General features: G+C 36.2%; 10 protein-coding genes. All 10 read right to left on the reverse strand.

Annotated elements, in window-relative coordinates:
- Positions 1-541 precede the first annotated feature (541 nt).
- Positions 542-1,417, reverse strand: coding sequence for a Uma2 family endonuclease (locus tag PN471_RS13175; RefSeq protein WP_271777232.1), 876 nt, complete (start codon positions 1,415-1,417; stop codon positions 542-544).
- Between the two features lie 315 nt (positions 1,418-1,732).
- Positions 1,733-2,179: a DUF29 domain-containing protein gene (locus PN471_RS13180; RefSeq protein WP_028084062.1), complete on the reverse strand. Its 447-nt coding sequence runs from the start codon at positions 2,177-2,179 to the stop codon at positions 1,733-1,735.
- Between the two features lie 187 nt (positions 2,180-2,366).
- A complete protein-coding gene (locus PN471_RS13185; RefSeq protein WP_271777233.1) occupies positions 2,367-3,551 on the reverse strand; it encodes a glycosyltransferase in 1,185 nt (394 codons plus the stop codon).
- A 123-nt stretch (positions 3,552-3,674) separates the two neighbouring features.
- Entirely contained in the window at positions 3,675-4,553 is an 879-nt protein-coding gene (locus tag PN471_RS13190) for a glycosyltransferase family 2 protein (RefSeq protein ID WP_271777234.1), read from the reverse strand.
- On the reverse strand, positions 4,544-5,455 hold the full coding sequence (locus PN471_RS13195; RefSeq protein WP_271777235.1) for a glycosyltransferase family 2 protein: 912 nt from the start codon (positions 5,453-5,455) through the stop codon (positions 4,544-4,546). The genes PN471_RS13190 and PN471_RS13195 overlap by 10 nt, the downstream gene beginning before the upstream one ends.
- Before the next feature lie 310 nt (positions 5,456-5,765).
- Entirely contained in the window at positions 5,766-7,550 is a 1,785-nt protein-coding gene (asnB, locus tag PN471_RS13200) for an asparagine synthase (glutamine-hydrolyzing) (RefSeq protein ID WP_271777236.1), read from the reverse strand.
- 63 nt (positions 7,551-7,613) lie between these two features.
- Positions 7,614-8,654: a methyltransferase domain-containing protein gene (locus PN471_RS13205; protein WP_271777237.1), complete on the reverse strand. Its 1,041-nt coding sequence runs from the start codon at positions 8,652-8,654 to the stop codon at positions 7,614-7,616.
- Positions 8,655-8,768: 114 nt separating this feature from the next.
- Positions 8,769-9,923: a glycosyltransferase gene (locus PN471_RS13210; protein ID WP_271777238.1), complete on the reverse strand. Its 1,155-nt coding sequence runs from the start codon at positions 9,921-9,923 to the stop codon at positions 8,769-8,771.
- A complete protein-coding gene (locus tag PN471_RS13215) occupies positions 9,920-11,305 on the reverse strand; it encodes a hypothetical protein (protein ID WP_271777239.1) in 1,386 nt (461 codons plus the stop codon). The genes PN471_RS13210 and PN471_RS13215 overlap by 4 nt, the downstream gene beginning before the upstream one ends.
- Positions 11,306-11,309: 4 nt before the next feature.
- On the reverse strand, positions 11,310-12,524 hold the full coding sequence (locus PN471_RS13220) for a glycosyltransferase family 4 protein (RefSeq protein WP_271777240.1): 1,215 nt from the start codon (positions 12,522-12,524) through the stop codon (positions 11,310-11,312).
- Positions 12,525-12,654: the final 130 nt, after the last annotated feature.

Raw genomic sequence — 12,654 nt, forward strand, 5'->3', positions numbered from 1 at the left:
AAATCAGATTGCCAATGCCAAGGACTTTCTCCTGATAAAGAACCAAATAATATTACCTCCTTTGCTCCATTTTCTAGGAGAATTTGCCGACATTTTGCAGCAGTTTGTAATGCCTCTTGTTTTCTTTCTTCTAGAGTTTGAGTGCTGTTTTCCGTGGTGATGTTTTCCATCATTGTGCTTAGTGCTGAGTTTATCTCTACCAGTCCCTACTCCCCCTTCCTGTTGACTAGTTGATTTTTTCCAGGAAAAGTTCAATGCTAATTGATATTTTACATCCGTTTGGAAGATAATTAGGGTGTTTTTTTCCATAATATTCCTGTTTGCCGAATGCGATCGCTAAAATGACAATTAAGTAAGTAGACGAAAATAAATCAAAGTAGATTAAGTAATGTAAAAAATCTGGAGATGATTTCGTAGTGAGGGCTTCAGCCCTCAAATGAGGAATAAATTCCTCACTACAAACTTTGAATTATTCAAGCCGTTCTACTTACTCAATTTTATAATATCTATATCCCTTTCTAACTTTTTTAGTTAATTTTCCTTAAATATCATCTAAATTCACTCCCAAAGCTCTCAGTTTTTCGGCTAGTTTGTCTGCCCGTTGTTTCTCCTGTTCTGCCCGTTGTCTCTCCTGTTCTGCCCGTTGTTTCTCCTGTTCTGCCCGTTGTTTCTCCTGTTCTGCTCGTTCAGCAAAAGTAGGAATCCAATCACCATCTTGATTATACCAACGTAGCCACAAACCTTCTGTACCTTGATATTTTCCCGACCAAACTCCTACTCCTAATTCCAATTCAGGAAACCAGAATTTTGGTTCTACCAGTTCCACAGCTTGATATTTTGTGCCACGTAATTGAAATACTCGGAGGCGATTTTCATATCTATCAAAGATCACATAATAGGGCGATCGCAAATACTGTTCATAGGCTTGCCATTTTGTCGGCGGTTTATTCGCGCTTCTTGATTTTTGTCCTAAATCCTCTGCTTCTGTACCTGGTGATAATAATTCTACTATTAAAAATGGAGCTAATCCTTCTTGCCAAATCACATAACTCCAGCGCATATCCTCCTGTTTTTCAGAAGCAGGCACGCCTAACACTAAAAACCAATCAGGTCTTTTATACCATGAATAGTGACGACCATCATAGTATAAGTTTAAATCCGTACCAATGAACATTTCCTCTTGGGGATAAACGGGAGATTGACAGGTTTCCCGTAATAATTGCGGTTGAAAGTCATGAAATTCGTCTGGCAAACCTGGCTCCTCTGGATTTTCACTAGGTAAATCATACATGGTTGGCATGGTTTCCCAGGGTGGACGGGGATGAATTGTGGAGTCTAATTCTTCATCAATATCCTCACTGGGTAAATCATACATGGTGGGCAGGTTTTTTTGCGGAGGTGCTTCACTTTGATACATGATTCATTATCTCCTGTGTTTCATTGCCATCGTCAAATTACCCCTCTTAATCCCCCGATGCTTTGGCTACAGTGTCATTGGTGTCAACTTAACGTAAAACCCATAGCCAGCAACTTACATTAATATAAACTGCCGGGCGCGATCGCGAAGCGCGACCTAGGAATCGCCCACTTTTGAGAAGCATTACTATATAAATCAGGACTTACGCAAAATATCTCTCAAACCCTCTTTTCTTCGTTCTCTTCGTTCCTTCGTGGTTCATTATTCCGTGACTTGTGCGTAAGTCCTATAAATTTCACAGGGACATCACTAATTTTAATCGGGAAGAAATTCTGGATCAAGTAGATCATCAGCAGAAAACGGACAACTTTCAGGAAAAAGATCAGCAGGTAATTCACTTTTTTTGATAGCCTGTCTTCTGGCTTTAACATAAATTTCTGCAATTTCTTGCCAGAAATAGTTATACAACGTTTTAGACTTTAACAATAACTCAAGCTCAAATCGAAAGTTATCAATTTCATTTTGCCAACCTTTGGCACAGTATTCTTTTTCAGAGTTCCAATACTTATACAACAATAAGTGAATCAGCAATTGACGCAGGTAACTGTCAACTTTCCGCCTTTGTTCATTACCCAAACTGAGAATTTCCTCCTTTAAATGTAAAAAATCTAATTCCTCAATGCGATTATTTTCTAGTAATTTATAGGTTTCTTCCAGCCAAAGGAAATAATCTTGTTCGTAAAGAGCATTAATGGTGTTCATGAAAGCACCTAAGTATTGTTTACTCTAATATAGTATTATAGCTGCGATCGCCCTATCGCTCCAAATCTTTTTTTCAATAGTCGAGAAACCAGAGCGATCGCTTTTTAAGCTGTACTGCATTTAATGGCGTTGCTAAAACTAAGTATGGATTGGGGTGTAGAGACGTTCCTTATGTAGGGATTCTCATCTATAAATGTTTACTACCTTGAATGATATTTTCATAAACAGATATCATTTTTGAAGCAATATGATCCCAGGTATAATTTTCCAGGATAAATTGACGAGCGCGATCGCCCATTTTCTTCGATTCTTGAGGATGATCTAAGAAGTTTTCAATTGTAGCTGCGATTGCATTAATATTAAGTTCTGTAACATATCCCAGTTGTTGTTGCTGGACTATATCACTAAGAGCTACACCAGGGGTAATTATAACTGGAGTACCCGCAGCTAGGGATTCTAGAACTGATATACCAAAGTTTTCGGAATGGGAAGTTAGGGCAAATATATCTGCTCCTTGTATTAATAAATCCTTGATTTCACCCTTGACAAATCCGGCAAAATGTGTTTTCTGTTCAATTCCATGAGTTTTTACTAAAGTTTTGACCTCAATTTCATAATCTGGATCGCCACTACCTGCGACAATAAATGTGAAGCGGTAATCAGATAATTTACCTAATGCTGGAATTAGGTAATCTAAACCTTTTTTAGGATGTAAGCGAGATAAAAATAAGATAATTGGTTCATCTATGGGTAAATTAAAATGTTGTCGTAGACGTTGATAAGCATGAGGAATTGTATCGGGAATCGCAAGTCCGTGGGGGATGATAAAATTTGGGGAGGTTAAATTTAATAGGGCAGCTTCTTGTTGTTCTGCAACAGAGGTAAAATGAATTGATTGACTGTGATTAAGATTAGCTTTTTCGATAATTTTCAGATAGATTTGCTTTTTTCTAGCACTTTGCTGTAAAGACCATGTACATAATTGTCCTAGAGGACGAACAATATAGGGAATTTTTTGACAGCGGGCGATCGCCATTGCTATTGTAGGAGTATAAGAAAATATAGCATGAATATGTAACAAATCATAATTGTGAATATGCTGCCATAGCCAAATAGTAAAATCTGGAGAGAACGCAAATTCCCTCAGAGAATGTACAGGAGGGGAAAAGCGGGAAAAAAACTGGACAGGAACTTCTTGATAATCTATAAATTTTCCTAAAGGTACGTCTAATATATCTTCTCCATTATCATTAGTAGTAATAATTGCTGCATCAACGTCATTTTTTCTTAAAGCTTTGACCATTTCTAAAATTGCTTGACTCGGACCACCCCGTACTGGACTAATAGAAGGAATAACATGAATAACTTTCATCTTATTGTGCGCTGCAACCAATATTTTAAATTAAATGATGTAGATTTCCTTGGAAGTGAAATTCCCAGAGTAAATCAAAACTGTGCCATTTGCCATCAACGACAATGGAAATTTTCAGCTTTATTAGGTTTTCAAATTTGTTTTGAGATAAATTAAAAAAGACCTGGGGAGTAACCAACGTATAATTCCAACTCGTAACAGTTGCCAATAGGGACGAATAAAAATGAATACACCAAACCATCCATAAAAGTTCATGCACCAATACCACCGAAACTTAAAATAGAAATAGGACTTAGGAGAGGAGAAACTCTGCCAAATTGACCATATCGAATCTTCTCCCAGTAACCAAGATTGTTGTGTATCTGGCATACATATAGCTTTATAAGCTCCATAAGTTTGAAGATTATAACCCCATTTTTTGGCTTTATATGTATAAGGTATATCTCCATACTGAGGAAATTGATCAGCAAGTGGATAACCTATATCCTCAATTACGGAACGGGGTAAGCAAACTAAATTACCTGACAGCGCATCACTTACTATAATTTCATTTGTATTTGTATAATAAAAAACAAAATTACCATTTACTTTTTTAAAGGCACCATAACTAGGGACAGTCAAATCAGAGGTGGTATAACACTGAGCAGAAACAATCATTCGGGAAGATGATTGACAAATGTTAATTAAACTTTCCATCGTACCTGATAAAGGAAAAGTATCATCATTCAGCCAGATAAAATAATCTGCACCATGCCTATACGCATATTCCATACCTAATTTAATTGCTCCAGTCCACCAAAGATTACCATCTCCTGTTAAAATAGTAATGTTTGGATAAAGACTACTGATAGCAGTTGCAGTTCCATCCTGAGAACCGTCATCAACAACTATAATCTTGTATTTCTCCAAAATGCTCAAACTTTGCAAATTATCGAGACATTTAAGAGTAATAGCTTTGCGGTTATGTACTGGAATGATAATATAAACTTTAACTAAGTCCATTCCTCGTCAACTATTTTTTGCCATTGATATTCATTATTACATCGGGAAAGTATTCCATCTAAATAACCAGATAATTTAACTTCATCTGCTAGTAACATTGCTTTAATTAATCTCAGCAAAGTTACCAACATTCCTAGTAATAAGCGTATATCTCTCGGTGCATACTGTTTAAAAATCAAAATACCATTTCTGTGGCAACAGTAACTAACAAAATCTTTGACCTTGGAGGTTGAAGATTGAGATTTATGATAGCAAATAATATCAGGATCAAAAAAAATTTTTTGCTTGAGATATTTATTAATCCTAAGGCAGAGTTCACAATCATCGAATGTAATAAATAACCTTTCATCAAATAAATATTTTAATTGTTGGATTGTACTGTTGCGAATTGCCATGAAATTACCAACAATAGAATCACATTCCATCATTTGCTCAGGACGAGTAACATACTGGGTATTTAATGACCAATTAACGTACCATGCTCCGCTGCACTTAACAGTAGGTGAACGATAAAGAAATGATTGTACTCCCAAGATTGCCATATCAGGAAATTGATTAAATCTTTCACAAACTTGCAAAACAGATTTCGGATTGATGATTACATCATTATCTAACCTAATTAAAATATCTGTGTCTTGAGGAATATGACTGTAAATCCTGTTATATGCTCCCGGTGAACCATAATTTTTATCTAGTTTAAGCAACTTAACACTTTGCCATAGTCCTGCTTGCATTTTAGCAACTTGCGGACAGAGATAATTTAAGGAGTCATCATTTGAATTATTATCAGCAATCCAGATAGATATTTTATCATGAGGATACTCAATATTTTCCAGAGAATCAAGACATTCTAGAGTATCTTGACTACCATTCCAGTTAATTAACATAATAGCTACTTTCATCTCTGATAACATAATCCTTTTGGTAGAAGCAACCCTTACTTTTAAGTAAGTAGACGAAAATAACAGAACTTACGCAAAATATCTCTCAAACCCTCTTTTCTTCGTTCTCTTCGTTCCTTCGTGGTTCATTATTCCGTGACTTGTGCGTAAGTCCGAAATAAATCAAAGTAGATTAAGTAATGTAAAAAATCTGGAGATGATTTCGTAGTGAGGGCTTCAGCCCTCAAATGAGGAATAAATTCCTCACTACAAACTTTGAATTATTCAAGCCGTTCTACTTATAATAACAGCAACTGCTGTCATGTAAACTTCATTTTATTGTGCGATCCAACCAATATTTTAATATTGCTAAACTCCAACGACGATACCAAGGTTTAAGTGGTATATTGAAAGGTGTATTGGAGTCTTGAAAATAATCACCAAATTCGCCACCCATCCAACTTTCAAAAGGAAAATAAAAACCCTTTTTAGGACGACTTACCACCCAATCAGGTATTTCCGTAATTGCTTGTGTTAAAAGTTTTTTACTACAGGCTAAACGAATATTACTAGGAATAGGTGCAACCGTTTCTAATAAGGTTTTATCCACAAAAGGAACACGCAATTCTAAACCCCAGTTCATGCTCATGATATCACTATCTCGCAGTAATTGATTACGCATATAGCCTGTTAGTTCTAAATAACTTACTGTATCTTCAGGAGTAGGGTGATTACTATCTACTGCTAATTGATAACTAATATTTGTATTGGTTAATTGTTTGATAATTTGACAAGATTCTGTATGGGAGAAAATTCCTCGAAAACTACGATAAGCAGATGGAAAACTGGGAGGTTGCCTGATAAAATCTCCTAAACGCTTGATTTTTGGTGAATTTCCCCAATGGGCTAAACCAGTACCTAAACCCTGACTAATCAAAGGTAAGATATGTAATTTTTTACCCAATTCTACCATTTGAGGAACTTTTTGAAATGATTTATAGCCACCAAATATTTCATCTCCACCTAAACCAGATAATACTACTTTCATGCCATGATCATGGGCAACTTTAGATACACAAAATGTATTAAAGCCATCAATACTGGGTTGGTCAACTGCTTTGAGAAAGTCTGGTAATATTCTCTTAGCAAAGGAAGATGTAACTTGGTATTCTGTATGTTTTGCGCCAAAATGATTAGCAATTTTTGCAGCTAATTCTCCTTCATTGTATTCTGATTCTGCAAAGCCTATCGAATAGGTAGATAATTGTGATTGTTGGGTTTGGGTTGCTAAAGCGAGAATAGTTGTAGAGTCAATACCACCACTGAGGAAAATTCCTACTGGTACATCACTAATAAAATGATGTTTAATAGAATCCAATAAAGCTGTATGGACTATTTGTTGAGCTTCTGAAGGATAAATTTCTTCAGGAGTAAAATTTATTTGCCAATATTGTTTTTTGGTATTATTTCCATTCTCCCAACATAGCCAATTACCAGCGGGTAAACAATGAATATCAGCGATTAGGGTGTATGGTTCGGGAACTGAACCAGTTGTTAAATAACCATATAATCCTTCCACGCTCATATTAATAGCAGGTAAACCAGATGCTAAAACTGCTCTGAGTTCGGAAGCAAATACTAAAGTTTTACCTAATTGGTAATAGTAAAGTGGTTTAATTCCTAAATGATCACGAGCCAAAAAACAAGTCTTTTCCCAATCATCCCAAATCGCAAAAGCAAACATTCCTCGTAAATGCTGGACACAATCAGAACCGATTCTTTGATAAAGTTTGAGTATTACTTCTGTATCTGTTTGGGAATAAAATTTTTCACCTTGAGAAATAAGATTTTCTCGTAGTTGTTGAAAGTTATATATTTCTCCGTTGAAGGTAATTGAATATCTCCCGTCACTGGTAGACATAGGTTGATAACCGGCGGGACTAAGATCAAGAATAGAAAGTCGAGTATGGGCTAAAGCTGTTTGTTTATCAGTTGAAATATAAATGCCTGCATCATCGGGACCACGATGTTGCAATGCAGTTTGCATTTTTTTGATTTTTGTCTCTAACTGATTCTCATAGTCATTAAATCCAATAATTCCGGCAATACCACACATATCAGTAATTAGTTTTGATTTAAATTAACAGGTATTTTAGATAGAGGATAAATTACCTATATCCTAGATACTTTTAGTGGATTTTATGTAGACACTATCAGCAACATATTTTAGGAAAGGGATAAGTAAACTGAGGATCTTTAAGCTTTCAGATGCTCTAACTACTAATTTATATTTTAAAGGCAATAAATCAATATCTGACTTTTGGATACCTAAACCAAAAAATCCATCTATTGAGACTGTTGAATCACCAATTTCCTTGGTAAAGCAAGTTAATAACTCCTGAATTCCCCAGTATCTTACATCAAAGTTTTTACCTTCGCTAAATCCTCGTTTGATTAGATGCTGCAAAGACCTTATACCCCAACTATTAGGCATTTGAATCAAACTGGTGGCATTAGGCTTTAAAATTCTAGCAATTTCTTGAAAAGTTGATTTTGCATCTGATTTACTGAAGTGTTGTATCACACTATAGGAAAATACTTGATCGAATTGAGAGGAGTTAAAAGGTAAATATCTTGCATCTCCAACTACAAATTTGATATCGAGTCCCAATTTATCAGCAATTCTTCTTCCTGCTAATACCGCACCCAATGATGGATCTATCCCAACACATCTATACTTTTTATAAGTACCAGCAATACACCATCTTCCCCAGCCACAACCAATATCTAACAACTGTTTTCCATTTCCTGGTGGTAGTTTTATCTCAGGTATTGGTAGTCTGCTTAAGTTAGCTATATTTTCACTATATAGTATTCCATTAGTAGCTCCTACCAGGAATTGAACTATAGGGTCGACGGAAAAATTGATGATTTCTTGTGTGCATACATATTTTCTTAACTGTTGTTTTTCATCTTCAGTGATGCCAAGAGTATTAATAAAGTAAGGATCACTATCATTTATAACCTTAGAATCAGTAAGAGAGTTATTAGCTAGTTCAATAGTTTGTTTGACATTATTCAAAAGCATTATAGGAATACCGTTAACTATTGAATAGCTATTACCTGATTGTGAAACTAGATTATTATCTACTAAATTGAGTGCTGTTTTATCTTGAGGACAAACCAAGTTTTCTAAATACCAATCATCAATTATTTTCATAAAAACCCTATTGTTTACGTATATATCAACTTCATCAAAATTAGTCGTTTAAGTCGAACTTGAGCTATTAGCGGGGAAACTTATTCCCTGGCTTCCTGATTGTATGATCTGGTTTCATAATCGGTGCAAATATCCAGCCAAAGTTTTCTGAAACTCCTCAAAACCAAAAGTATCAATAACCTGTTGACGCAAGGATTCGGGTTGATACATTAAAGTATTAGGATATGTACTTTGTAAAATTTGAATAATAGTTTGAGCAATTTCATCCACATCATCAGGATTTACCAATGCCCCTAGTTTACCATGACAAAGCGCATCAACTGCCGCGTCTTGATTACTACCGAGTACGGGTTTACCACAGGCTAAGGCTTCTAAATAAACTATACCAAAACCTTCGCCTTTACTGGGCATGGCAAAAAGATCACAAAGATTGTAGTAATCACAAAGTTCAGCGTCGGGAACAAAACCAGCTAAGGTAACGCAGTTTTCTAATTTTAATTCGGTAATTAATTGGTTAATTCTCGATTTATCATCTCCTTTACCCACAATGATATAATGAACATCGGGAATTAGGTCACGAATTTTTGGTATGGCGCGGATGATTTGGTCATAGCCTTTATACTGTTCTGATGCTGATAATCTACTTACTGTTAAAATTATTGGTTGTTCTGGTTTAAGTTGATATCGGTCTAATAAATAGGTCGGTTTTGGTGCGGGTTTAAATTTAGAACTATCAAATGTGTTGTAGAGTATGGAGACTTTTTCAGGGTTAAGGTTTTGTTCTTTCAGGAGGCGATCGCGGGTATAGCCACTAACTGCTAAAATGCGATCAGCATGATGTAATGCCTGTTGTAATTTAGGGTTGTCAATGTTCCAAGCATCTACACCATGAGCAATTGTCCAATAAGGAATGCCCCGAAGTTGTTTTAATTGATTAGCTACTGGGGTAAAATTCAAGTGAGTAGAGATGATTAAATCAGGACTTTGTAAAATTCCCCGTCCAAATAGTTCAGCCGCAAAAGCAGGAGTTCTCAGTGATAATGGAATTGTTCCGGTGCAATGGAATTTAGTTGAGGCTACAGTGGTAAAATCAGGAGCAGGTTTTTTATCATGCTTAATAAATACCCGATAGTCAGAATTAGGGGAGATGTTTTGGATAGCTTGGCGGAAAAAAGCCGAGTAGGTTTGGATTCCACCTGTAAATTCAAATAAGTTGGGAAACCAGAGGTGGAAACGATGTTTTAGTTTTAGGCAACATTGATTTTTCATTGATGTTCATTATTAAGTTGCCGCAATTTTAACTTTGAAGATTTTGTCAGGATAAATCTTCTAATGAGAAGCATTAACACTGCTGAAGCCGCAAAAGAAGCTGTAACTTCTGTTAATGCACCCCCAGGCTGAAGCATGGACAACCCCGGTAAAAACCAAGAAGCAAACCCTAACCAATTGCCAGATAATAATTTATAAGCTGCCGTGACATCAACAATTCTGATCATTACCCCAAAAACCATAAAACCGATAAAAACCCCTATAGACCCGAAATTGAGATAGAATTCTAAAACTTGCCCTACACCCACACTAGTACCAGCCCCAAAGTTTTGTCCTGTATATAAAGTAACAATCTTTCCACTACTGTTCCCGCTGCCACCAAAGCTAGGTTTGTTAGGCCATAGAATTCGAGGAATAGGCGCAGTCATTGCTTCTAATAACGTTGCACCTAAAGCATAACTTGCTTGTCCACTATTAATGTACTCAATAGATTTGCCAACAAGTCCATTTTGATTTAGCCTTTGGTCAATGGCTTCTAAGTGTAATTGGTTAGTCAAATCAATGATTTCAAAGGTGCTAAAGGTATTGACCATGCGTTCATATTTTGCTTCTAAACCCTGTCCTCCCCATACTGTGGCTCTAATTTCTCCTCTATCTCTGAGGTAGGTAACAAATACAGATAGTCCTAAAGCGAACACCAAAAATCCGGTGATTAAAATATGCCAACGGGGACGATAAAAAGTGGATATAAAAATGAGGATAACTAGGGTAGCCGCAGCACCATAACCAATAAAACCGAGGAGGTTAATGGTAATTAGGGGTATACTACAACTGGCAGCCAGCCAAAAGAAAAAAGCTTTTTTATCTTGCTCATACCATGATTTCCAACAAGCCAAACATAATGATACAACAAATAGGTAGACCCCCGATGTACTAAAACCCTGAAAACCGGGGAAACGACCAATAGTAGGAGCGATAATCAGCATGAAAAAGAACGCCACTTGTAGCAACTGTTTGGGTAATTGCAAATCAGGGTTTTGGGGAACTTGTCTGAGCCAACTTGGTTGAAATGTGCGTAGTATCCAGTAAGCTAAGATGGTGCTACCTAAACCAAAACCCATGACACCATAAACGCTTTCGATGAAACCGGCGGAAACTTGAGCATAGGAAGCCCCTGAGTGCAGCAAGTATGCACTTTTGGCGTTATACCAAGGTAAAGCGTAAATAAGTCCCCCGAAAAAATGAATCATTGACAGGGATAATAGGTAAGCAAGGGGTAAACCAACGCTAGGAACTTTCCGACTCCACTGGTCGCGGACTACGGAGGCACATATTGCTACCCAAATCACCAACCAGATAATTAACTCAGAGCGATTTTCCATGAAGTTACTTTTGTCCTTGGTGTAAACAATCTCTAGCAATTATAGTGAAATCTTTAGCAACATTACTCCAGTCTCTAGGTTGAAAGTCGTTATATATTTCATTAACCATTTGTGCTAGTTCTGGGCGATGTTCGTGACACCATTTTAGCCTGTCTATAAAAGCATCTGGACTGCGAATGGGTAACACCCAGCCAGTTTCATTTTCTACTATGATATCCGGGGCTGAACAGTTGGTTGTGGCTAAAATCGGCAAACCTGCTGCTTGTGCTTGGGATAGCACTACCGCATAACCATCTTGTATGGTAGTAAATATGAATATATCTGCTGCTCCATAGTATGGAGGCAGTTCTAACTGCGGTTGTTTAGGAATAAATTCAATATATTGATTATTGGTTTTATATAAAAAATTTGCATCATCTCCTATTGCACCAACAAATGTAAATTGGAAATCAGAACCAGCATTTTTAGCAATTTCCACAAAATCAATCACACCTTTTTGTAAAGAAAAATTACCAACCATTAACACTTTTAATGGTTCTCCAGATAAAATTCTTTGACACCGAGCTACAATTATATTTTCCTGGAGACGAAACAGGCTCAACTGAGCGCCAAGGGGAAGGAGTCTTAATTTTTTTGGGTCAATACCTTGCTGAATAAAAGATTGATAAGCAAAAGATGAAAGCACAATAACTAAATTTGCTAATTGATATTCCCTTTCTTCTCTGGCTATAATCCAATCATCAGGTTGATCTATTTTTATAGGTGATTTTACTAATAAATTTACACGGGTTTCTTCTGCTACTAATAGTTGTTTTTGAGTTCTAATATGAGCAGAACCTCTAACTAAAGTTTTTAAAGTTTTACCGCTAGATGGTATGGATTGAAATAATTCTTCGGCAATACCGCTAAAGCAATGAATAACATGATAATCACCTGAGTTCGATATATTTCTAGCAGCCCATTTAGAAAATAAGGAGGAAAATAAGGGTTCAAAACTAGGGATAGGTAAGAACTGATTTAATTTGTGAAAGATTCGGCTACAAATACCATGTAATAAAAAACTACGAACATGAGCTTGAGGAATACCAAATTTTTCGACAATATATTTAGGATAATTAGTCAATAAAGTTACTTCATGCCCTTGCTTTATTAGTTCTCGTACTAAATCAAAGGCATGAAAGCGACCATGGACAACAACGGCTATTTTTAGTGGTATCATAAATAGATTATGTTTATAAAAAGATTGGGAATCCGGTATTTAAACGGCGATCCCGATTTTCTGGTACACTGAGACGTAAATAAGATTACTAGTAAAAACTAGGAAAATTTGATTAATTACAAGGCTTAAA

Origin of the sequence: Aphanizomenon sp. CS-733/32, from assembly GCF_028330045.1 — a bacterium.
In the GTDB taxonomy this organism is placed as follows: domain Bacteria; phylum Cyanobacteriota; class Cyanobacteriia; order Cyanobacteriales; family Nostocaceae; genus Dolichospermum; species Dolichospermum gracile.

Coding starts and splice junctions, on each gene's coding strand:
- PN471_RS13175 (WP_271777232.1), bottom strand. CDS start 1,417: ATGTATCAAAGTGAAGCACCTCCGCAAAAAAACCTGCCCACCATGTAT.
- PN471_RS13215 (WP_271777239.1), bottom strand. CDS start 11,305: ATGGAAAATCGCTCTGAGTTAATTATCTGGTTGGTGATTTGGGTAGCA.
- PN471_RS13195 (WP_271777235.1), bottom strand. CDS start 5,455: ATGAAAGTAGCTATTATGTTAATTAACTGGAATGGTAGTCAAGATACT.
- PN471_RS13220 (WP_271777240.1), bottom strand. CDS start 12,524: ATGATACCACTAAAAATAGCCGTTGTTGTCCATGGTCGCTTTCATGCC.
- PN471_RS13185 (WP_271777233.1), bottom strand. CDS start 3,551: ATGAAAGTTATTCATGTTATTCCTTCTATTAGTCCAGTACGGGGTGGT.
- asnB (WP_271777236.1), bottom strand. CDS start 7,550: ATGTGTGGTATTGCCGGAATTATTGGATTTAATGACTATGAGAATCAG.
- PN471_RS13210 (WP_271777238.1), bottom strand. CDS start 9,923: ATGAAAAATCAATGTTGCCTAAAACTAAAACATCGTTTCCACCTCTGG.
- PN471_RS13180 (WP_028084062.1), bottom strand. CDS start 2,179: ATGAACACCATTAATGCTCTTTACGAACAAGATTATTTCCTTTGGCTG.
- PN471_RS13190 (WP_271777234.1), bottom strand. CDS start 4,553: ATGGACTTAGTTAAAGTTTATATTATCATTCCAGTACATAACCGCAAA.
- PN471_RS13205 (WP_271777237.1), bottom strand. CDS start 8,654: ATGAAAATAATTGATGATTGGTATTTAGAAAACTTGGTTTGTCCTCAA.